Here is a 20,334-nt window from a genome sequence, read left to right as displayed (position 1 = left end):
AGCCTAATCCTGATGCGCGCAGTGCTCATCGTGCGTCGAGGTGTGGTGTGTCTCGGCGTCGGCGCGATCGGTGGCGGCGCGGAAGTGTTCCTGGGAGGCGCGGCGGGCGGCGACGTCGTCGCGGACGGCCTTGCGGCTGCGAGCCCAGCCGATGCCGCGGCAGACCAGGTAAATAACAAAAGAGATGCTCGTGACGAAGACCGAGACGGGCAGGCCCGGCGCCAGGGAGAGGACCAGGCCGCCCACGGCGGAGACCTCCGCGAAGATGGTGGACCACACCACCGCGCGCAGCGGGGAGGAGGTAATCTGTACCGCCGCTGCGCCCGGGGTGATGAGCAGAGCCATGACGAGCAGGGAACCGACGATCTGCACGGACTGCGCGGCCGTCAGGCCTACGAGGATGGCGAAACACACCGCCAGTGACTTCACCGGGACGCCGGCGGCTTGGGCCATGACGGGATCCGCAGAAGCGAAGAGCAGCGGGCGCCAGAACAACGCCACCACGGCGACGATGATGGCGGTCGTGGCGGCGAGCAGCCACACCGAAGCGGAGGAGACGCCAACGATCTGTCCTGTTAGGAGCGTCATCGCGGTTTTGGCGTTGCCGGGGTAGAGGTGCAGGAACAAAACCGAGAGTCCCAGGCCGAAACTCATGACCACGCCGATAGCGCTGTCTTGTTGGCCTTTCAGTCCCAGCACCGCCAGGATGATGGCGGCGACGATGGCGCCGGCAATCGCGCCGAAGCCGATATTGAGGCCTAACAGCAGGGCGGCGGCCGCGCCCATGAGCGCGAGCTCAGAGGTGGCGTGCACGGAGAAGGACATTTGGCGCAGGACGATGAGTGAGGTCATCACTCCGGAGAGGATTCCCAGCAGCGCGCAGGCGATGAGCGAGGATTGCACGAAATCAACGCCCAGCAGGTACTGGGTATCTTCGATGAATCTAGACAACGATGAGCCTCCCATCGACGTTGAGAACGGTCACGGTGGAGCCATAGAGTTCCGAGAGCACCTCGGAGCGCATGACCTCATCGACCGTGCCGAACATGTGACCATTGGGCGCAAGGTAGAGCACCTTATCCACCACGCCCAGCACCGGGTTGATGCCGTGGGTAACGAAGAGCACGGAGGTGCCGCGCTCGTGGCGCCAGGCATCGAGCTTGGCGACGGTCGCCTGCTGTCGCGCCGGGTCCAAGGACAATAGCGGTTCGTCCGCGAGGATGAGCTCCGGGTCATTGGCCAGGGCCTGGGCCTGGCGGATGAGCTGTTGCTGCCCGCCGGAGAGCTGGCCCACGCGGCGGTTGGCAATTCCGGTGGCGCCGACCTCGGCGAGGAGTTCATCGACGCGTCCCCGGGCAGGGAGCCGGTTGCGCAGCGTGCCGTGGGCGAGGGACAGCGACACCAGATCCCGGGCGCGTAGCGGCAGGTCCTGCGGGAACATCCTTTGCTGTGGGATAAAGCCCACGCGGCACGTGACGTCCACGCTGCCCGCGGTGAGCTGGCGGGTGCCCAGGATAGTTCCCAGCAGCGTGGATTTGCCCACGCCGTTGGGGCCTAAAACGGCGATGAACTCGCCGCGGTCTACGGCGAGGTTCATGTCAGACCACAGTGGTTCTACTGCGGCATTCTTAAAGGAAATGAGCACTTATGCGGCCTCGAGTGCGTTGACGACTTCTTCATAGTAGTCAAGGAAGTTGGTCTTCTCCGGCGGAGTTTCACCGATTTCGACGACCGGGATGTTCTTGTCCTCGGCGGCGGTGCGAATGCGCTTGGTCATGTCGGTTTCGGTCTGCGGGTTGAAGATGAGCAGGTCGATCTTGTCCTGCTTGATGTCCTCGAGGAAGTGCGCCAGGTCGGCGGCGGTGGGCTCGCCTTCAGCAACGGTGGCCTTGCGGAAGCCCTCCGGGGTGGCGTCGGTGCTGTCGGTGTATTTGAAGATGTAGTCCGCGATGGGCTCGGTCTGCGCGTAGTTGTGCTGAGGCAGCTTCTCGATGCGTGCCTTCAGGCCCTCCACGCGCTCGACCAGAGGATCGGCGGTGGCCTTGGCCTCCGGGTTGGCCTCGTTGACGAGATTGGCTACGTCGGTCGCCACCTTTTCGATGGCCGCGGCGTCGTACCACACGTGCTCGTTGCCATCGATGTTGGTGATCTGCTCGGGGTGCTCGGCGGCGATCTTCTTGGCCTCGTCCATGGTCACGGTTTCGCCTTCGTGAGCGTGGTCATGATCATGACCTTCTCCATGGTCATGCTCGTCATGACCATGTTCGTCGTGGTCATGCGCGTGTTCCTCGTGCGCATGGTCGTGTTCTTCTCCATGATCGTGCTCGTCATGATCATGATCGCCATGGTCATGCGCGGTCAGCGGCAGGGCGTGGATGATCTCATCCTGGTTCTTGACTGCCTGGTAGAGCCATGCGTCGTAGCCGCCGCCACCGGCGATGATGACGTCGGCGTCGTTAGCGCGCGCGATGTCAGCCGCGGTGGGCTCGAAGTGATGGGGGTCCACGCCATTGCCACTCACGATCGGGCGGACGTCGATGTTGACGTCGGTCTGTGCGGTATCGACGACGGCCTGGGCAACGTCGGCCCAGATGGAGGTCGAGGCCACGACGTGGATGGTCTCCTTGTCGGAGCCGGCATCCGAGCCGCCGGCGGCGTTGTCATCACCGGAGGAGCAGGCACTCAGCGCTGCGGCACCCAGGGTGGCGGCGAAGAGGAGGGCGGTGGGACGTCGGAAAGCACGGCGTGAGTGGGAAGTGGTCATGTCCCTATTTCTACGCTTTAGTGAAAATTGTTGTCAAATGATAATGAGTTGAAAACGGGTAGTGTTACCGTCATGTCCAAACGCAGCACGACGCTGGCCTCCCTGGCTGCCGAACTCGGGGTTTCGCCCACCACGGTGTCCAACGCGTATAACCGCCCGGACCAGCTGGCGCCTGCCACCCGCGAGCGCATCCTCGCCGCCGCGGCTGAGCGCGGCTACACCGGCCCGGATCCCACCGCGCGCAGCCTGCGCACGCGCCGCCAGGGCTCACTGGGGGTGTTGCTGACTGAGCACCTGTCCTATGCCTTCGAGGACATGGCTTCCGTGGATTTCCTGGCCGGCATGGCGGAGGCTTCAGCCGGGGCGAGCACGACCCTTACCTTGATCCCCGCCGGCCCGGATACCGTAGGCGCCCCCAACGATACGCAGGCGGCGCAGCTCGTGGGCTCGGCCGCGGTCGATGGCTTCGTGGTCTATTCCGTGGCGGCGGGTGATGCTTATCTGGAGGCCGTGCGCCGCCGCGGCTTGCCGGTGGTGGTGTGCGACCAGCCCACGGATTCGGGCCTGCCCTTCGTGGGCATCGACGACCGCGCCGCGATCGCCCCGGCGGCGCAGGCGCTTGTCGACGCCTCCCATACCCGCATCGGCATCCTCACCATCCGCCTGCACCGTGAGCGCCTCGACGGCGAAGTGACGGCCGAACAGCTCGCCGCGGCGGACATGCACGTCCAGCGCTCGCGCGTGCTGGGGGCGCTGGACGTCTTCGCGCAGGCGGGCCTCGATCCTTCAGATATCCCCGTGGTGACGCGCCACATCAACGACCCGCGCACCGCCTATGCGGCAGCCGAAGAGTTGCTGAGCGCCCACCCCGAACTCACCGCGGTGCTGTGCACGACGGACTCGATGGCGCTCGGCGTGATAGCTTATGCCCGCGATCATGGAATTGCTGTGCCCGAGCAGCTTTCCGTCACCGGATTCGACGGCATCGCGCCGGCCCTAGCGCTGGGACTGAGTACCGTCGTACAGCCGAATAAGGAGAAGGGGGCGGCAGCCGGGCGCATGCTGGCCAGTCTCATCGATGGGCGCGGCGACGTACCGCGCGCGTTGTTGGAGACCACCTTCCATCCTGGGCGGACCGTGGCCCCGGCTGGGGCTTAAGCGCTGTGCTGCGCGCGGGCGGCGGCGAGTTCTTCGAGGAACTCCGTCACCGCCGCGATATCGGGCACGCGTAGCGCCGCTTGCGTTGCGCCCTCACCGACCTTGACGCCGAGGTCCGGCGGTTGGTTGAGCATGGCGAAGCCGTCTTCGTCGGTGGTGTCATCCCCTAAAAAGACCACCGCCGTGGCGCCGACGCGCTGGCGAAGCTTCTCAAGCCACGTGCCTTTCGTGGCCTGCGTAGCGGAAAATTCGACGACGCACTTGCCCGCAGTCTTAGGGAAGCCATCGGCGCTGAGAGCCTCGCCTTCTGCATAGGCCGCGGCCGCCGCGTCAGGATCCTGCAACTCTAGCGTCCGCAGGTGCAGCACGCGCTGGAAGGGTTTGACCTCCAGTTCCGCGCCGGGGTGGCGCGCGATGATTTCTTTGAGTTCTGCTTCTTTCTTCGCCAGGTGAGCTTCCATCTCCGGAGTGAGGGCGGAATCCTCCCAAGAGGACTCTGCGCCATGCGAGCCGCCCAAAAGTACCGGTTCACGCAGCGGGCAAACCCGCTTTAAGCCTTCGAGATGCCGACCGGAGAGTACCGCGGCGGTGGTGTTCGGGAGCTCCGCTAGGGTGGCCAGGGCGTCGAGTGAGCGCTGCTCCGGCTTTACGTCATACGCGTTGCGCGCGAAGCCCGCTAAGGTGCCATCAAAATCGGACACAACCGCGAGGCGTTCGGCGGAGGCGAGAGCATCAATCATGCTCCCCACCCTAGCGCTGAAAACTTCAGGGCTACAGCGAAGCCATCCGGATGATCGGTGAATCCACTTTGTCGGTGCGCAGCGTCAATACGAGTTGGTTGTTGGGGTTAAGCGCAAAGCCGAATTCATGGCCTTCGGCGATGAGGTTGCGCATGAGCGAATCGGCCCACCTGACCGAGCCCTCGCAGTCTTCACCGTTCGGTGGGCTCTCGTAGGTGGCTTTTTCTACCCTCATCACGTCACCCTCCCAGATCGTGGAGGCCTTGTTCCCTTTGTGGAAGGAGACCTCGGCGGTGAAGGGGACGCAGCCGGTCGAGCCCACGGCAGTGTGCTCACCGAAACTCATGTGCGGCACTTGCGCGGTATCGGCTGGGAGGGAGGATGGCGCGTCCGGGGAGGTATAAAGGTTGATGACCTGCCAATCCTTGCCCACGATGCGATCATCGCCGCGCGGCGTGGGCTCCTCGTCCGCGGAGCCGCACCCGGTGAGGCCACTTGCGAGCAGCGCCGAGGTGAGCACAGCGGTGAGCGCTGCGGCGGGGCGGCGTCGCATCATGCTTCCTCCTGATCCAACGCGCCGAGGAAGGACTGCGACCACAAAGCGATATCATGCTGGCGCACCTGCTCGTTCATGGCAGTCATGCGCTCGCGCATGGTCTCAGGCGATTCCTCCAGCGCCTTGACCGCGGAGAGCAGGGCGCGCTTGATGGATTCGATGTCGAAGGGGTTGCACAGGTTAGCTTGAGTAAGCTCTGCCGCCGCACCTGCGAACTCGGAGAGCACGAGCGCGCCGGAGCCATCGCCGTGGGAGGCCACGTATTCCTTGGCCACTAGGTTCATGCCGTCCTTAAATGGCGTGACCAGCATGATGTCCGCGAGCCTGTAGTAGCGGCGCAGGACCTCCTTCGGAACGGAGCTGTGCTGATAGTGCACCACCGGCGCACCGAGGCGCCCGAAGCACCCATTGATGCGGCCTACGGCTTCCTCCACCTTCGAGCGCGTGGCGCGGTAGTGGTCGATGCGCTCGCGCGAGGGCGTGGCCAGCTGCACGAAGGTCACCTCTTCTGGGTCCAGCGCCCCGGTTTCGAGGAGCTCCTCGAAGGCAGTAAGACGCTGCAGGATGCCCTTTGTGTAGTCGAGGCGGTCGACTCCCAAAATGACGTGCGTGGGGTTACCCAACTCCGCACGTAGCTGGGCGATGTCCCCCGCATCACCGCCTTCAGCGAACTCACCCGCCGCAATGGAGATGGGAAAGGCACCGATTCCGACGGAATGCCCACTACTGGTCACGATGCGCGCGGTGACCGCGCGGGTGCTCACTTCACCTTCGACCTTCAGGCCCTGGGTGCGGGCGAGCTCTAGGAAATTGCGGGCGTTGGATTCGAGGTGGAAGCCGATCAGGTTGGCGTCGAGAAGCCCCCGCACCAACTCCTCACGCCACGGCAGCTGGCGGAAGAGATCCGGGGAGGGGAAAGGGATGTGGAGGAAGAAGCCGATGGTGAGATCGGGGCGCAGCTGGCGCAGGATGCCGGGCACGAGCTGCAGCTGATAGTCCTGAACCCACACCGTGGCATTCTCCGCGGCGACAGCCGCTACCTCGTTGGCAAAACGCAGGTTGACCTCGCGGTAAGCATCCCACCAATCGCGGTTGTAGACGGGGGTGACGATGAGGTCGTGGTAGAGCGGCCACAGGGTGGCATTGGAAAAGCCCTCGTAGAAGGCTTCATAATCCTCTTGCGTGAGGCGTACCGGGTGAAGCAGGACGCCGTTGTCGGTGGTGAAAGGCTCAGGGGCCTCGTCGGCCACGCCCGGCCAACCCACCCAACAGCCCTGGTGTTCTTCCAAGACAGGGGAAAGCGCGGTGACGAGACCGCCGGGGGAGGCCTTCCATTCACGGGTGCCGTCGGCGGAGGTCTCGAGGTCCACCGGCAGGCGGTTGGCCACGACTACGAAGCTATTGCTGCGCCCGGACATAGCTAGGCCTTCTTCGCGGACTTTTTAGACGCCTTCTTCGTCGACTTCTTGGTGCTCTTCTTAGTCGCCTTCTTTGAGGCTTTCTTCGTAGCCTTCTTGGTCGCCTTCTTGCTGGACTTCTTGGAGGCCTTCTTCGTTGACTTCTTGCTGGACTTCTTTGGAGCAGCATCGGCTTGCTCGGCCAAGACCTTGCGGTGCACCAAGCCTTCCGGTTCGACGCCCAGCATCGACATAAGAGTCACGCCGTCAAGGAAATCCTCCGCATAGGTGGCAACGACGCGGCGCGCGGAGCGGGCGGTCTCTTCCTCTACTGCATGAGTCTGGTCAGCCGCTGGCTGAGTATCTGTGACCTTTGGTGGCACGGAGTCCTCCTGGGATGAAGTGTGAAAGCTTTCAGACCGGCTATTCTACGCTATTGCGACGCCGATGGGGCGCTCGGGTCATCTTTGCCGGGCACCGTGTAGGTGGGGCGCTGCGCTGGAAACTCCGTGGTGACGGGCCACATGTCCGTGACGGCATCGCCCTGCTGGAAGCGCGCCTGCTGCGCGGGCGTCGGTGGCTTGGGGCCATACTGCGGCGGCGGGGCCGGCAGGTTGTGGCGCGGTGCGAAGGGGGACATGGGCACGCGGGGGATGCGTGCTCGCTGCGCCAAACGGGTGGCCCGCGAAAAGGAAAAGGTTCCCAGGCGCTTGAAGGCGGTATAAGGCCGGAAGTACTGCGGGCGGCGCAGGCGGCGGGCGACGCGCTCACCAAAGACCACGCCGGCGGCGAGCGCGCCGGAAATGGCAAGGGCGCTGGCCAGGTTGGTCAGGCCGGTGATGAGCTGTTCATTGAGCATGGCATACATGCCGCGGTACAAGGTCAGGCCCGGCAGCATGGGGGTATAGCCCACGATCATGGTGATGAGCGGTGGCATCATGTAGCGGCGGGAAAGGAGACCACCCGCGAGGCCCACCGCCACGGCCGAGAATCCGGAGGCGACGACAGCGCCAACGCCGAAAAAGACGACGAGGAAGTAGTAGAAAACCATACCGGCGGCCGCCGTGAGCCCGGAGATGGTGACCTCCGACCACGATGCCCCCAAGGCCAACGCGAAGGCGGCGGAGCCGATTCCGCCGCACAGCACCAGAAGCGGGATCTGGTGATAGACGGGTGGCGCGAGCGTCGCCAGCGGCGGCAGGCTAAAGCCCACCCATGAGGCAACCTGGATACCCAGGCCCACGCCGGCGATGATGGCGCCGGTGGACATGAGGGCCTCGAAGAACTTGGCGGAGGAAGTCACGGGCGCGCGCGTGATGCCGTCCACCAGGCACTGCACCAAGGTCAGTCCCGCCACCAGCACGATGATGCCCGAACCGATGATCTGGGAAGGCAGAATGTGGATACCAAAACCCGCGAAGACGTTGTAGAGAATGGCCGCGGGGACAACGGCAAGCAGGCCGCCGACGAGGTTCTGATAGAAGGGCGGCAAGCGGTACCCGGCCAGGAACATGTTCGTGCCCATGATGAGAGCCGAAATGAGGAACGTGATGAGGCCGACGAGGAGATCACCACCGAGCATGACGGCGATAAACCCACCCATGGCGCCCCAGGCGCTGACGATGGTGGTCGTGGAATAAGGGTTCTTCATCGCGTCGATATCATCCAGGACCTTCTCCGCCATGGCCGGCGGCGTGGCACCGGAGTGGATGGAGCGGATGAGGCGGTCGACGGCGGACAGCTTGGTGAAGTCCACAGCGATGCTCGGCGCCACGCGGAAGACGTGGAGGTTTCGCCGGTCCGGGCCCGTGCCGATAGCCGTGTGGATAGTGATCGTGTTCATCAGGATGGACACGTGACAGTAGTGCAGACCATAAGAGGATGCGACGAGGTGAATCTGCGCCTGGACGTCGGTATTGGCGGAGCCAGCCGCAATCAGGATTTCCCCGACGCGCGCGGCGATCTCCATGACGCCCGTGACCTGGGCCGGGTCGGTGAGATCGACCGGGGCAAGAGGGGAGGGCGGTGGTGCGGCCTTCGCGGCGTCAATGGTGGCGACGGGGGCCGAACGGTACAGCAGGCGCTGGCGCAAGGAAGAAAGAACAGACACGGAAAAGAAAGACCTCATCAACACTTCTGGGTTCGGTAAGTCAGCACTTTAGTAACTGCCGCCGATTTATGCACCTGCCAGTGCTTTTCGGGGTCCTCGCACTCGCTTTTTCGCAGCGCAAGCCCCCTGGCTTTCCTTCCGAGGGGTGGTCTCAGGTACGATGCCCTCTAGCGGATTAGCCGCGGTGCTGGAGTGGCGCAATTGGTAGCGCAACGCACTTGTAATGCGTAGGTTGCGAGTTCAAGTCTCGTCTCCAGCTCAAAGAGGGCCTTTTTAAAGCCCATTTTTCTTAGTCGGCGAGGTGGCCTAGGGCGACGTCGATAAGCGCCCGGCGTCGCTGCGGTGGCAGGGGGCGTTCGGTGAGGTGATCATGGACCCACAGGCCGTTCGCTATCACCATCGCGAGCGCCACGGATTCATCCTCCGTGGCGGGATCGGGGAGCCAACGCTCGTCGACATCCCTCCACACCTTCTGAAAATCCGGATGTGACTGCGCGTGGATGGACATCAGCAGCTCAATGAGCGGATCATTTTTGCCCATTGATTCCAACGCGGCACGGTAGCGCTGGCGCGGGCTTAATTCCTCGGCCGTCTTGCCGTCTGAGAGTGCGATAAGCTCCTCCTCCCAGCGCTCCGCGCACAACGAATGGCAGTCTATGAGCAGCTGGTGCCGGGAAGGGAAGTGGTAGATGAGCCCAGACTTGCTCATGCCCGTGGCCGTGGCCAAGGAATCATAAGTGAGCGCGTGGACGCCGTCCTTCTCGATGATGGTGAGCGCCATGTCGAGCGCTTCGACCTTTTTACTAGTGCGAGGCATCGGCACCTCCTGACGTGGGGTTGGTGCGGAAGCACCAGCCGGTGACCGCGGCGAAGACGAGCATGACTACGCCGAGTCCTGCGGCGGTGGCCAGGTAGGCGTCGGTATAGGCGGGGCCGGCAACCTCCGCGAGCGCCGAGTTGTGGAGCGCTTCCATGCCCAGGTCTTGGACGTCTTCGGGCAGACCGCTCTTGTACACCATGGGGAGTACGGAACCGGTGATCGCAATCGAGAGCAGCGTGCCGAATTCATAAGAGACCTCCTCCACGCCGGCGGCCATGCCGGAGCGCGAGGCGGGGGCGGCGCCGATGATGGCGGTGGAGGAGACTGACATGACAAGTCCCGCGCCGATTCCGGTGATGAATAGGCCCGCCAGGTATGCGGGGAAGATGTCGTGCGTGCCGCCCCACACCACGCAGCCGATGCCCGCCGCCATGAAGAGGAAGCCACCGGCGATGATCGGCAAGAAACCCCAACGGTGGAGGTTGGCACCACCCAACGCGGACATTGGCAGCGCCGCCAGCGCGATGAGGGAAATGATGAGCCCGGCATGAAGCGGGGAATACAGGTCCACCAGCTGGAGCTTCTGCGTCGTGGTCATCTCTAGTCCCGCCATGCCAAACATGGCGCCCGCCGCAGCCAAGACGCCGCCGCTAAAGATGGGGGAGCGGAAAATATCGAAGGTGAGGAGTGGTTCCTCCAGCTTGTGCTGGCGGCGGGTGAAGAGGATGGCACCGATGAGGCAGGCGGCTAGCGCGCCGCCAATGAGCATGGCGTTGAGGTGGGCGCTGGCCACCGACTTGATGACGAGTATCAGCGAGGCCAGCGTGATGAGCGCATACAGCGAGGAGAGGAAATCCCAGTGCTTCGCCGGGTTCGCCATATTCGGCGGGGCGAGGAAGGCCGTGAGGATGAGCGCGATGATGACGATGGGCACGTTGACCAAGAAGACCGAGCCCCACCAAAAATGCTCCAGCAAGAAGCCACCCACCGTGGGGCCGGCCGCCGCACCCACGACGGCGATGGAGCCCCAAATGCCGATGGCTGTATTGCGCTCAATCTCATCCTCAAAGGTCAACCGGATGAGAGCGAGGGTCGCGGGCATCATGATGGAGGCCCCGAGGCCCAAAAAGGCGCGAGCCGCGGCTAATTCCCACGCGCCGGGCGCTAGCGCTGCGGCCAGTGATGCGATGCCGAAGATCCACAGGCCGATGACGAACATGCGGCGGTGCCCGATTTTATCGCCCAACGTGCCGGTTCCCAGCAGGAGGCCGGCCAGCATGAGCGCGTAGGCGTTGATGATCCACAGCTGCTGCAGCGAGGTGGCGTGGAGCTGATCGGAGAGCACCGGTAGCGCGGTGTAGAGGATTGAGTTGTCTAAGCCGATCATGAGCAGGCCCAGGGAAATGACGCCAAAAAAGGTCCACCGGCGCGTAGCGGAGGCGCGGAGGGATTCGGCGGAGGCTTTCACGTGGAGGTCTGACATGGTTCGAAACTATAGCGAACGGTCGTTACAGTTTCAAAGCTTAGAAGGTCGAGTTGTTGTCGCAGTCACAAAGTTTCTAGGACGTGAGAAGTCAGCTTTATGGTGGCGAAACGCGCCTTAAAGGGGGAACACTGGGGGCCGTTAACGGCAAAAGTTAGAGAGGTAAATCATGGCACGCAATTACGCCACACAATTAGTAGAAACCTTGGAAGCCCAGGGTGTGAAACGCATCTACGGCCTCGTCGGCGATTCCCTCAACCCCATCGTGGACGCAGTGCGGAAGTCCTCCATCGAATGGGTTCACGTTCGCAACGAGGAGGCCGCAGCGTTTGCTGCGGAGGCCGATTCCCTCACCACCGGCAACCTTGCCGTGTGTGCCGCTTCCTGCGGCCCGGGAAATACGCACCTTATTCAAGGGCTTTACGACGCCCACCGCAACGGCGCCAAGGTCCTCGCCCTGGCCAGCCACATCCCGTCTCGCCAGATCGGCTCGAAGTTCTTCCAGGAGACCCACCCGGAGGCCATCTTCCAAGAGTGCTCGAGCTACTGCGAGATGGTGAACTCCGCTGACCAAGGTGCCGTGGTCTTGCACCACGCCATCCAGAGCACCATGGCGGGCAAAGGAGTGTCCGTCCTCGTTATCCCGGGCGATGTGTCCACGCAGGAGGCCGAGGATGATACCTTCACCTCCTCTGTTATTTCCGCCGGCAGCCCGGTCGTCTTCCCGGATCCTGCCGAGGCCGCCGCATTGACCCAGGCCATCAATGAGGCCAAGACCGTTGCGCTCTTCGTGGGCGCCGGCGTGAAGAATGCCCGCGAGCAGGTCCTCGCACTCGCCGAAAAGATCAAGGCCCCCATCGGCCACGCCCTGGGTGGCAAGATGTACATCCAGTACGACAACCCCTTCGACGTCGGCATGTCCGGCCTGCTCGGCTATGGTGCAGCCCACGAGGCCACCCACGAAGCAGACCTGCTCATCCTGCTGGGTACGGACTTTCCCTACAACGACTTCCTGCCGGATGCCAACGTGGCGCAGGTTGACATCGACGGCTCCCACATCGGCCGCCGTACCCGCATCAAGTACCCGGTGACCGGTGATGTCGCCGCCACCATCGAGAACATCCTGCCGCACGTGGAGGAGAAGAAGGACCGCTCCTTCCTGGACAAGATGCTCAAGAAGCACTACGACAAGCTGAATCACGTTGTCGAGGCCTATACCTCCGGCGTGGAGAAGCACACCCCGATCCACCCGGAGTACATTGCCGATCTCATCGATCAGCAGGCCGATGAGGACGCCATCTTTACCGTCGATACCGGCATGTGCAATGTCTGGGGCGCGCGCTACATCACCCCGAATGGTAAGCGCGAGCAGATTGGTTCCTTCCGCCACGGCACCATGGCCAATGCTCTGCCGATGGCCCTCGGCGCGCAGGCGGCGAACCCGGGCCGCCAGGTCATTACGTTCTCCGGTGACGGCGGTCTGTCCATGCTCATGGGCGAGCTCCTCACGGTGAAGCTGCACAACCTGCCGGTGAAGATGTTTGTGTTCAATAACTCTTCCCTCGGCATGGTCAAGCTGGAGATGTTGGTCCAGGGCCTCCCGGAGCACGAGACCGACCACGAGCACGTGAACTACGCCAAGATCGCGGAGGGCGCGGGCATCAAGCACTTCCGCATCGAGGACCCGAAGGAAGCGCCGCGCCTCATCAAGGAGGCCTTGGCCTACGACGGGCCTGCGCTTATCGACGTCGTCACCGACCCCAACGCCCTCTCCCTGCCACCCACACTGACCTTTGAGCAGCTGCTCGGCTTCTCCAAGGCGGCAACCCGCACCGTCTTCGGCGGCGGCGTGGGCCAGATGCTCACCATGGCGAAGTCCAACCTGCGCAACATCCCGCGCCCGCAGGACTTCTAAGCGGACTCTCGGCATTCGGCCGTGACCCCCGCCTTCCCTCCGGCATACTTTTCGCCGTGGGGAGGCGGGGGTTTGCTGTGCGGGGAGTTCTCGGCTTGCACCTGCCGCGACGTCAACTTCTAAGCTTCGTGTCATGAGCACGGACTACAGCGACTACAGCATTGGTGAGGTGGCCGCCATCCTCAAGGTCACCACTCGAACGTTGCGGCACTGGGATGAGATTGGGCTGCTAAGCCCGCAGTGGCGCACTGTGGGAGACCACCGTCTCTACACAGAAGACGACCTGCAGCGCGGTATGGACATTGTGATCTATCGCAGCGTGGGCATTGAGCTGAAGGACATCGCTGAGCTGTTGCAGGCGCCCGCCGCGTCCGCCGTGGATCGTCTCCGTGCTCAGCAGGCTGCCTTGCTGAAGCGGCGCGCCGATGTTGACGCGATGCTGCAGGCAGTGAACCGACTAATCAAGGAGACCGAAATGGATCAGAACCTTAGCGCGAGCCAAAAGGTAAAGAAGCTGGGGGACGCATGGCCCACGTTGCAGGAAGAGGCCCACGAGAAGTGGGGTGACAGCACAGAGTGGGCGGCCAGTGCGGCCGTCGCGGAATCGATGGGGAAGAAAGACTGGGAGGAATTCTCCATGGAGCATGAACACTTTGCGGCCGAGCTAGAGGAGGCCGCGAAAGCGGGACTTGAGGCAGGCAGCGAGGAGGCGAAGGAGATCGTCGACAAGCACCGTGCCCTCATCGCCCAGTGGTACCCGGTGTCGAGGTCCAAGCAAGTGCTCCTGGCGCGCCTGTATTGCGAGGATCCGCGCTTCGATGAGACCTACCGTGGCAACGCCGACTACCTGCGCCAGCTGATCGAGGCTCAAGCCCAGGCAGAAGGGCTAGATCTGGATAATCTCGTGTGGGACTAATGTGTTCACAGCGCACGTCCAGACTCCGCTCAGTACCCTGGGAAGGCGTAGTGCAATACTTCTCACTTTGAATGAGAAACCCCCACGCCACCTAGTCATAGGAACAGCGGAGAAAGGACCAAAGCGGGACCATGGATGATTCAAAGGACGTCAAGGTACTTGTCGTCGATGACGAGCCCAATATCGTTGAACTACTTACCGTCTCCCTGAAGTTTCAGGGCTTCGATGTACACAGCGCCAACTCCGGCAACGAGGCTCTGCGCATCGCGCGTGAGATCAATCCCGACGCCTACATTATGGACGTCATGATGCCGGGCATGGACGGTTTTGAGCTGCTGGGCAAGCTGCGCGCAGAAGGCCTCGACGGCCCCGTCCTCTACCTCACCGCCAAGGACAGCGTGGATCAGCGCATCCATGGCTTGACCATTGGTGCGGATGATTACGTCACCAAACCCTTCAGCCTGGAGGAGGTCATCACCCGCCTGCGCGTGATCCTGCGCCGCGGCAATGCGGTGGATGATCAGGATGGCAGCGCCACCATGACCTATGCCGACCTCACTCTCAACGATGACACCCATGAGGTCACCAAGGCCGGGGAGATCGTGGAGCTTTCACCCACCGAGTTCAACCTGCTGCGCTACCTCATGCAAAACCGCGAGGTGGTGCTGTCCAAGTCCAAGATTCTGGACAACGTCTGGCACTACGATTTCGGCGGCGATGGCAACGTGGTCGAGTCCTACATCTCCTACCTGCGCCGCAAGATTGATACCGGCGATACACCGCTGATCCACACCGTCCGCGGCGTTGGTTATGTGCTGCGTACGCCGCGCACATAGGTTCATCCACTATGAGCGAATCCCCCGCGAACACTCAGGGCTCGGATTCTGGATCCTCTTCGGTGCGGAATAGCGCCCTGCGCCGGCGCATGCAACGTCCTAAAGCGCTGCCCCTGCGCACGTGGCTGCTCGTCCTCATGGTTCTGGTTTCGGGCTTGGGCCTGGCTATGTCCTCCCTGGCGGTGTCGTCGATCATGCGCAATGTGCTCTACACCCGCGTGGACACTGAGCTCAATGACGCGATTGGCTCCTGGGCCAGCAACCTTGACGCGGCCTTTTATACCCCGCAGGACGGAAGCCGCCGGCCCCCGACGGACTATGTAGCACTGGCGTATTATCCCGATGGTTCCGTGGTGACCACGCGGCCGATGGCGGGGTTGCCGGATGCCCGCTCGGTGGTCGTCGGCGGCGAGCCCACGAGTGTCCGCTCGGTTCAAGGCGAAACCGAATGGCGGGCCGTGGCGAAGCTCAAATCGGATGGTTCCGTGGTCGTCGTGGCCAAAGACATGACGACGGAGAACTCCATCCTTAAAGGCCTGGCCATTGTCCAGGTCATTATCGCGGCGTTGGTCATGCTCATCATCGCGTTGGTAGGTATGTGGCTCATCCACAGAGCCTTACGTCCGCTGCGCGTGGTGGAGAAAACGGCCTCCCAGATCGCGGCGGGCAACCTGGATAAACGCGTGCCGGAGTGGCCGCTGCACACCGAGGTGGGGCAGCTCGCCGCAGCGCTCAACGTCATGTTGACACAATTGCAAAACTCCGTGCTCCATGCGCAGGAGAAGGAGCAACAGATGCGCCGCTTTGTCGGCGATGCCTCCCACGAGCTTCGCACCCCACTGACCAGCCTGCGCGGCTATACGGAGCTGTACCGTTCGGGGGCAACCCAAGACCCGGAGTTTGTCTTCAGCAAGATCGATGCTGAGTCGAAGCGCATGTCGTTGCTGGTGGAGGATCTGCTGGCCCTGACGCGCGCAGAGGGCTCGCGCCTCGATATGCGTGAGGTGGACATGCTGGAGCTCGTGCTCTCTGTGGGTTCTTCGGCGCGCGCGGCATTTTCTGGGCGCACCATTAACGTCAACAACGAAGCCTCCGGGATTCCAATGGTCAACGGAGACCCGGACCGCTTGCACCAGGTATTGCTTAACCTGGTGTCCAACGGCATCCGCCACGGCGGTGATGAGGCGTCGGTGACGCTGACGTTGCGGGATGACGAGGAGCACGTGCTTATCGACGTTGCCGATGACGGCAAGGGCATCTCCCCCGAAGATGCAGCCCACATCTTTGAGCGCTTTTACCGTGCTGATAGCTCACGAACCCGCGATACGGGTGGCTCGGGCCTAGGCTTGGCCATTGTGAAGTCTCTGGTTGAGCAGCACGGCGGTTCGATTTCCGTGGATTCGGAGCTGGGCAGCGGCTCGGTGTTTACCGTCCAGCTGCCCAAGGCGGCAGCTAGTTCCTAGCTGCCGGAAGGTAGCAGTCAGCTCTTAGCTGTCGCGGCGGCCGTCCTCATCCGTGCCGAGGTGCTGGCGGATACGCGCGGCGGCCTCGTCCATGGCGGCGGGGTCGGTGGCGTCGGCAGCGAAGGCCTTGGCAAAGTCGTAGTCTTCCATCTTCTCGGTGGGGAAGAGGTGGATGTGGGTGTGGGGAACGTCGAAGCCGGCGATGATGTAGCCGGTACGTGGGGTGTCGAAGGCCGTCTTGATGGCGCCACCGATTTCCAGAGCGATGGCGTTGAGGTGTGCCCAGGTTTCAGGATCGAGGTCAGTCCACTTATCTACTTCCTCGACCGGCACCACCAAGGTGTGGCCGTAGCGCAGCGGCTCGATGGACAAAAATGCCACGCATTTCTCGTCGCGGTAGACAAAGCGAGCAGGCAGCTCGCCCTCGATGATCTTTGTAAATACTGAAGACATGGCCCCTAGGCTACCGCCAGTTAAGATAGACGGCATGCGCATTCTCGTTATCGGTTCGGGCGGCCGCGAACACGCCCTGCTTACTGGCCTGAAAGCTGACCCCACTGTTACCGATCTGCACATCGCACCGGGCTCCCCGGCCCATGCGAAGCAGGCCACCGTCCACCCGGAGTATTCCCAGGTGGATGATCCTGCGCGCATGGTTGAACTAGCCGTGGACATCGCCGCTGACCTCGTCGTCATCGGGCCGGAGGTGCCGCTGGTGAAAGGCGTGGCGGATGCACTGCGTGAGCGTGGCATTGCGGTCTTCGGGCCGTCGGCAAGCGCGGCGCAAATCGAGGGTTCCAAGGCCTTTGCCAAGGACGTCATGGCGGCTGCCGGCGTGCGCACCGCCCGCGCGGAGCAGCTCGCCCCTGGCGCAAGTGATGCGGACATCGAGGCCGCGCTCGACCGTTTCGGCCCGCACTTCGTGGTCAAGGACGATGGCCTAGCAGGCGGCAAGGGCGTGGTGGTGACCGAATCCCGCGAGGAAGCCCGCGCGCACGTCGACGCCGTCCATGCAGCCGGCAACCCGGTGCTGCTCGAGTCCTTCCTCGACGGCCCCGAGGTTTCCCTGTTCTGCCTCGTGGACGGTGAGACCGTCGTGCCGCTGCTGCCGGCGCAGGACCACAAGCGTGCCTATGACAACGATGAAGGCCCCAACACCGGCGGCATGGGCGCTTATACGCCGCTGCCGTGGCTGCCTGCCGACGGTACCCAGCGCATCGTCGACGAAGTTTGCGTCCCCGTGGCGAAGGAAATGGTCAAGCGCGGCACGCCGTACACCGGGCTGCTATATGCGGGACTGGCCTGGGGCAAGGAAGGCCCGGCCGTCGTCGAATTCAACTGCCGCTTCGGTGACCCGGAAACGCAGGCGGTGCTCGCTCTGCTGAAGTCCCCGCTGGGAGAGGTCCTGAACGCCACTGCGACCGGGCGCCTGGCGTCACTTGCGCCGCTGGAGTGGGAGGAAGGCTACGCCGTTACCGTGGTGCTGGCTGCCGAGGGCTACCCGGCTTCCCCGCGCAAAGGTGATCCGATCACCTCGCCGGAGCTTGATGATCCCACCCGCGTCCTCCACGCTGGCACCACCACGGGGGAGGGCGGATACGTATCCAACGGTGGTCGTGTCCTCAACGTCCTCGGCCGCGGTGCCACCTTGGCCGACGCCCGCGCCGCCGCCTACGAGGTGCTCGACGGCATCAAGCTGGGGGGCAGCTTCTTCCGCAAGGACATTGCGTTGCCAGCGGAAAAGGGCCAGATCAGCATCTAATCCGCTGATAATGCCTCCTTTGGGGCGAGGCGTGGAATAATGAGCGACGTGGCTGAAAAGAAGAACATTTCCAACGTCCTGTCCGCTCGATACGCCTCCCCAGAGATGGCTGAAATCTGGTCCCCAGAACACAAGATCATTCTGGAGCGCCAGCTGTGGATCGCGGTGATGAAGGCGCAGAAGGATCTCGGCGTCGATATTCCCGCCCAGGCCATCGCCGCCTATGAGGCGCAGGTTGAGAACGTGGACCTTGCCTCGATTGCCCAGCGTGAGCGCGTCACGCGTCACGACGTCAAGGCACGCATCGAGGAATTCAACGCCCTGGCCGGCTGCGAGCACATTCACAAGGGAATGACCTCGCGCGACCTGACGGAAAACGTCGAGCAGCTGCAGATTCTGCGTTCCTTGGAGCTGGTGCGCAATAAGGCCATCGCGGTGGTCTCGCGCATTGGTGAGCACGCCGCGCAGTACCAGACGCTGGTGATGGCAGGCCGTTCCCACAACGTCGCTGCCCAGGCGACGACCTTGGGCAAGCGCTTCGCCTCGGCTGCCGACGAGCTCCTGCTCGGCATCGAGCGCGTGGAATCCCTGTTGAGCCGCTACCCGCTACGCGGCATCAAGGGCCCGATGGGCACCTCGCAGGACATGCTCGACCTCATGGGAGGCTCCGAGGACAAGCTTGCCGCGCTGGAGACGCGCATTGCGGATCACCTGGGCTTCTCCCGCGTATTCAACTCGGTGGGCCAGGTTTACCCACGCTCCCTCGACTTCGACGCTGTGTCTGCGCTCGTTGAGCTGGGTGCTGCGCCCTCCTCGCTGGCCACAACCATCCGCCTGATGGCCGGCAACGAGACCGTGACTGAAGGTTTCAAGGAAGGCCAGGTCGGGTCCTCCGCGATGCCGCACAAGATGAACGCCCGCTCCTGCGAGCGCGTGTGCGGTTTCCAGGTCATTCTGCGTGGCTACCTCACCATGGTGGCGGATCTGTCCGGCCAGCAGTGGAACGAGGGCGACGTGTTCTGCTCGGTGGTCCGCCGCGTGGCACTGCCGGATGCCTTCTTCGCCATTGACGGCATGTTTGAAACCTTCCTCACCGTGCTCGCGGAATTCGGTGCCTTCCCGGCGATGATCGACCGCGAACTGGAGCGCTACCTGCCCTTCCTCGCCACCACCCGCATCCTCATGGCGGCGGTGCGCGCGGGCGTGGGCCGTGAGACCGCGCACGAGGTCATCAAGGAAAACGCCGTCGCCGTGGCGCTCAACATGCGTGAGAATGGCGGGGAGCAGGATCTGATTGAGCGCCTGGCTGCCGACGAGCGCCTGCCGCTCGATGCCGCCGCCCTCGAGGCCGCGCTGTCGGACAAGCACGCTTTCATCGGCGCTGCCGAATCGCAGGTGAGCCAGATTCTGGGCCGCATCAAGGCGATTGCTGATCAGCACCCGCAGGCCGCCGCCTACACCCCGGGCGAAATCCTTTAGTTTCACCCCTTGGCGGTACGTTTCGATCAATTAAGGTTGCCAGCTCTTCAATTTTCTAGCCCCTATTTGATCGAAACGACCTCCCATCGGCGGCCGGACAACCCGGCACTAGCTCTTAGGCCATTCCAGGGATGCGCAGCACCGGCAGCTCGAAGCCGCCGAGGGATTTGCCGTTGGTAGCAAGGTAGCCGCCGATCATCAGAGCGGTGAGCACCGCCATGATGCCGAGAACCGTAGCACCCGTGGACGAGGTTTGCTGCTGCGTCGTCTTGCCCGGGATGGGTAGCTCCGGCACCGGCTGGATACCTTCCTGCGCACCGCGGCTGTGCAGCTCTTCCACGCACTCGGCAAAGGACTGCACCTGCGCTGCGTTGAAGGCATCGACGGCCTCCTTTTCCTGCGCCTGGTTTTCTGCCAGAGCGGCGCGCAGCTTAGGGCTGAAATCGCTACCCGTAGACAACAACGGTGCCGGTCCCTTCTCAGTCCGGGACTTCGCCGCATTGATCGAGTATTCGGCATCCCCTGGCAACAGCACCGATTCATCCTCCACCAGGTCCTCCGGGGCGGACGCGCCGACCATGATGATGACCATATCCGCGCCCGTGTAGCCGGCCTTGCCCAGCGCGGCCACCGTCGCCGCGTAGCCCGGAGCCTTGCTGATATCGCGCGAGGTGTACGCGGAGAAGTCCAGCTTCGGGAACTGCGCTTGAATCTTCTCCGAGGTCGCGCGGATGGTGTTGATGTAGCCCGCCCGGACGTCGCGGGCTAGTGCGCGATCCGTGGCGGACGCCGACATCGTGCACAGCCACTGTCCGTGGGCGGACTCGCGCACGGAGATGTCGGCTGCGTGCGCAGCGGGCACAGACAGGGCGGCGCCCACCAGCGCAGCGGAGGTCAAAAGGGAGGTCAGGCGAGAGTGCACGGGCTTAGCTCCT

The 20,334-nt window shown here is 63.3% G+C and carries 19 protein-coding genes and 1 tRNA gene; 8 read left to right on the top strand and 12 right to left on the bottom strand.

Annotated features, from left to right (window positions below; all coding sequences use genetic code 11):
* Positions 1-3: 3 nt before the first annotated feature.
* From HMPREF2698_RS09590 to HMPREF2698_RS09580, 3 genes are read right to left on the bottom strand one after another with little or no spacing between them, the layout of a single operon-like run.
* Complete coding sequence (locus HMPREF2698_RS09590) at positions 4-966, bottom strand: metal ABC transporter permease (RefSeq protein WP_210386597.1); 963 nt, start codon at positions 964-966, stop codon at positions 4-6.
* On the bottom strand, positions 944-1,645 hold the full coding sequence (locus HMPREF2698_RS09585) for a metal ABC transporter ATP-binding protein (protein WP_070564045.1): 702 nt from the start codon (positions 1,643-1,645) through the stop codon (positions 944-946). The genes HMPREF2698_RS09590 and HMPREF2698_RS09585 overlap by 23 nt, the downstream gene beginning before the upstream one ends.
* Positions 1,646-2,764: a metal ABC transporter solute-binding protein, Zn/Mn family gene (locus HMPREF2698_RS09580; RefSeq protein WP_070564042.1), complete on the bottom strand. Its 1,119-nt coding sequence runs from the start codon at positions 2,762-2,764 to the stop codon at positions 1,646-1,648.
* Between the two features lie 72 nt (positions 2,765-2,836).
* Between HMPREF2698_RS09580 and HMPREF2698_RS09575 the strand changes: the two genes are divergently transcribed.
* A complete protein-coding gene (locus tag HMPREF2698_RS09575; protein WP_070564039.1) occupies positions 2,837-3,922 on the top strand; it encodes a LacI family DNA-binding transcriptional regulator in 1,086 nt (361 codons plus the stop codon).
* Here HMPREF2698_RS09575 and otsB read toward each other — a convergent pair.
* Genes otsB through HMPREF2698_RS09550 form a run of 5 tightly spaced genes read right to left on the bottom strand, consistent with a single transcriptional unit; the run spans position 3,919 to position 8,725 of the window.
* Complete coding sequence (gene otsB, locus HMPREF2698_RS09570; protein ID WP_070562295.1) at positions 3,919-4,662, bottom strand: trehalose-phosphatase; 744 nt, start codon at positions 4,660-4,662, stop codon at positions 3,919-3,921. The genes HMPREF2698_RS09575 and otsB overlap by 4 nt on opposite strands.
* A gap of 31 nt (positions 4,663-4,693) precedes the next feature.
* The gene (locus tag HMPREF2698_RS09565; protein WP_070562292.1) at positions 4,694-5,218 is read right to left on the bottom strand and encodes a hypothetical protein; all 525 of its coding nucleotides are present in this window, start codon (positions 5,216-5,218) and stop codon (positions 4,694-4,696) included.
* Positions 5,215-6,636, bottom strand: coding sequence for an alpha,alpha-trehalose-phosphate synthase (UDP-forming) (locus HMPREF2698_RS09560; protein WP_070562289.1), 1,422 nt, complete (start codon positions 6,634-6,636; stop codon positions 5,215-5,217). The genes HMPREF2698_RS09565 and HMPREF2698_RS09560 overlap by 4 nt, the downstream gene beginning before the upstream one ends.
* A 2-nt stretch (positions 6,637-6,638) precedes the next feature.
* The gene (locus HMPREF2698_RS09555) at positions 6,639-6,998 is read right to left on the bottom strand and encodes a hypothetical protein (protein ID WP_070522844.1); all 360 of its coding nucleotides are present in this window, start codon (positions 6,996-6,998) and stop codon (positions 6,639-6,641) included.
* 50 nt (positions 6,999-7,048) lie between these two features.
* Positions 7,049-8,725 (bottom strand): threonine/serine exporter ThrE, encoded by a 1,677-nt coding sequence (locus HMPREF2698_RS09550; RefSeq protein WP_070562474.1) that lies wholly within the window; start codon positions 8,723-8,725, stop codon positions 7,049-7,051.
* A 186-nt stretch (positions 8,726-8,911) separates the two neighbouring features.
* Between HMPREF2698_RS09550 and HMPREF2698_RS09545 the strand changes: the two genes are divergently transcribed.
* Positions 8,912-8,984 (top strand) — tRNA-Thr (locus HMPREF2698_RS09545).
* 30 nt (positions 8,985-9,014) lie between these two features.
* Here HMPREF2698_RS09545 and HMPREF2698_RS09540 read toward each other — a convergent pair.
* Both HMPREF2698_RS09540 and HMPREF2698_RS09535 read right to left on the bottom strand, forming a co-directional pair.
* Positions 9,015-9,542, bottom strand: a complete 528-nt coding sequence (locus tag HMPREF2698_RS09540) for a TetR/AcrR family transcriptional regulator (protein ID WP_070562286.1) — start codon at positions 9,540-9,542, stop codon at positions 9,015-9,017.
* Positions 9,529-11,028 (bottom strand): MFS transporter, encoded by a 1,500-nt coding sequence (locus tag HMPREF2698_RS09535; RefSeq protein ID WP_070562283.1) that lies wholly within the window; start codon positions 11,026-11,028, stop codon positions 9,529-9,531. Before HMPREF2698_RS09535 ends, HMPREF2698_RS09540 begins: the two co-directional genes overlap by 14 nt.
* Positions 11,029-11,197: 169 nt before the next feature.
* Here HMPREF2698_RS09535 and HMPREF2698_RS09530 point away from each other — a divergent pair, with 169 nt between their 5' ends.
* The 4 genes from HMPREF2698_RS09530 (at position 11,198) to HMPREF2698_RS09515 (ending at position 16,158) form a co-directional block, all read left to right on the top strand.
* Positions 11,198-12,943: a pyruvate dehydrogenase gene (locus HMPREF2698_RS09530; protein WP_070532332.1), complete on the top strand. Its 1,746-nt coding sequence runs from the start codon at positions 11,198-11,200 to the stop codon at positions 12,941-12,943.
* 133 nt (positions 12,944-13,076) lie between these two features.
* Positions 13,077-13,859: a MerR family transcriptional regulator gene (locus tag HMPREF2698_RS09525; protein WP_070564036.1), complete on the top strand. Its 783-nt coding sequence runs from the start codon at positions 13,077-13,079 to the stop codon at positions 13,857-13,859.
* A gap of 131 nt (positions 13,860-13,990) precedes the next feature.
* On the top strand, positions 13,991-14,695 hold the full coding sequence (locus tag HMPREF2698_RS09520) for a response regulator transcription factor (RefSeq protein ID WP_070522860.1): 705 nt from the start codon (positions 13,991-13,993) through the stop codon (positions 14,693-14,695).
* An 11-nt stretch (positions 14,696-14,706) separates the two neighbouring features.
* Positions 14,707-16,158, top strand: coding sequence for a sensor histidine kinase (locus HMPREF2698_RS09515; RefSeq protein WP_070532342.1), 1,452 nt, complete (start codon positions 14,707-14,709; stop codon positions 16,156-16,158).
* A 24-nt stretch (positions 16,159-16,182) separates the two neighbouring features.
* Here the strand turns inward: HMPREF2698_RS09515 and HMPREF2698_RS09510 are convergent, their stop codons facing one another.
* A complete protein-coding gene (locus HMPREF2698_RS09510) occupies positions 16,183-16,611 on the bottom strand; it encodes an HIT family protein (RefSeq protein ID WP_010188927.1) in 429 nt (142 codons plus the stop codon).
* A gap of 34 nt (positions 16,612-16,645) precedes the next feature.
* Between HMPREF2698_RS09510 and purD the strand changes: the two genes are divergently transcribed.
* On the top strand, positions 16,646-17,920 hold the full coding sequence (purD, locus tag HMPREF2698_RS09505) for a phosphoribosylamine--glycine ligase (protein WP_070564033.1): 1,275 nt from the start codon (positions 16,646-16,648) through the stop codon (positions 17,918-17,920).
* A 39-nt stretch (positions 17,921-17,959) separates the two neighbouring features.
* Positions 17,960-19,399: an adenylosuccinate lyase gene (gene purB / locus HMPREF2698_RS09500; RefSeq protein WP_070532348.1), complete on the top strand. Its 1,440-nt coding sequence runs from the start codon at positions 17,960-17,962 to the stop codon at positions 19,397-19,399.
* Between the two features lie 115 nt (positions 19,400-19,514).
* On the opposite strand, the gene HMPREF2698_RS09495 is transcribed toward purB, so the two are convergent.
* The gene (locus HMPREF2698_RS09495) at positions 19,515-20,321 is read right to left on the bottom strand and encodes a serine/threonine protein kinase (protein ID WP_070564030.1); all 807 of its coding nucleotides are present in this window, start codon (positions 20,319-20,321) and stop codon (positions 19,515-19,517) included.
* Between the last annotated feature and the right edge of the window lie 13 nt (positions 20,322-20,334).

This window comes from Corynebacterium sp. HMSC072A02 (genome assembly GCF_001810085.1).
GTDB lineage: Bacteria > Actinomycetota > Actinomycetes > Mycobacteriales > Mycobacteriaceae > Corynebacterium > Corynebacterium hesseae.
Note: the sequence above shows the minus strand (reverse complement) of the source record. Positions and strands in the feature narration are given on the sequence as shown.

What these genes read in the sequence shown, in the direction of transcription:
- HMPREF2698_RS09530 (WP_070532332.1), top strand. Translation starts at nt 11,198, where the DNA reads ATGGCACGCAATTACGCCACACAATTAGTAGAAACCTTGGAAGCCCAG.
- HMPREF2698_RS09590 (WP_210386597.1), bottom strand. Translation starts at nt 966, where the DNA reads ATGGGAGGCTCATCGTTGTCTAGATTCATCGAAGATACCCAGTACCTG.
- HMPREF2698_RS09520 (WP_070522860.1), top strand. Translation starts at nt 13,991, where the DNA reads ATGGATGATTCAAAGGACGTCAAGGTACTTGTCGTCGATGACGAGCCC.
- otsB (WP_070562295.1), bottom strand. Translation starts at nt 4,662, where the DNA reads ATGATTGATGCTCTCGCCTCCGCCGAACGCCTCGCGGTTGTGTCCGAT.
- HMPREF2698_RS09540 (WP_070562286.1), bottom strand. Translation starts at nt 9,542, where the DNA reads ATGCCTCGCACTAGTAAAAAGGTCGAAGCGCTCGACATGGCGCTCACC.
- HMPREF2698_RS09510 (WP_010188927.1), bottom strand. Translation starts at nt 16,611, where the DNA reads ATGTCTTCAGTATTTACAAAGATCATCGAGGGCGAGCTGCCTGCTCGC.
- HMPREF2698_RS09565 (WP_070562292.1), bottom strand. Translation starts at nt 5,218, where the DNA reads ATGATGCGACGCCGCCCCGCCGCAGCGCTCACCGCTGTGCTCACCTCG.
- HMPREF2698_RS09580 (WP_070564042.1), bottom strand. Translation starts at nt 2,764, where the DNA reads ATGACCACTTCCCACTCACGCCGTGCTTTCCGACGTCCCACCGCCCTC.
- HMPREF2698_RS09575 (WP_070564039.1), top strand. Translation starts at nt 2,837, where the DNA reads ATGTCCAAACGCAGCACGACGCTGGCCTCCCTGGCTGCCGAACTCGGG.
- HMPREF2698_RS09525 (WP_070564036.1), top strand. Translation starts at nt 13,077, where the DNA reads ATGAGCACGGACTACAGCGACTACAGCATTGGTGAGGTGGCCGCCATC.
- purB (WP_070532348.1), top strand. Translation starts at nt 17,960, where the DNA reads ATGAGCGACGTGGCTGAAAAGAAGAACATTTCCAACGTCCTGTCCGCT.
- HMPREF2698_RS09560 (WP_070562289.1), bottom strand. Translation starts at nt 6,636, where the DNA reads ATGTCCGGGCGCAGCAATAGCTTCGTAGTCGTGGCCAACCGCCTGCCG.
- HMPREF2698_RS09535 (WP_070562283.1), bottom strand. Translation starts at nt 11,028, where the DNA reads ATGTCAGACCTCCACGTGAAAGCCTCCGCCGAATCCCTCCGCGCCTCC.
- purD (WP_070564033.1), top strand. Translation starts at nt 16,646, where the DNA reads ATGCGCATTCTCGTTATCGGTTCGGGCGGCCGCGAACACGCCCTGCTT.
- HMPREF2698_RS09515 (WP_070532342.1), top strand. Translation starts at nt 14,707, where the DNA reads ATGAGCGAATCCCCCGCGAACACTCAGGGCTCGGATTCTGGATCCTCT.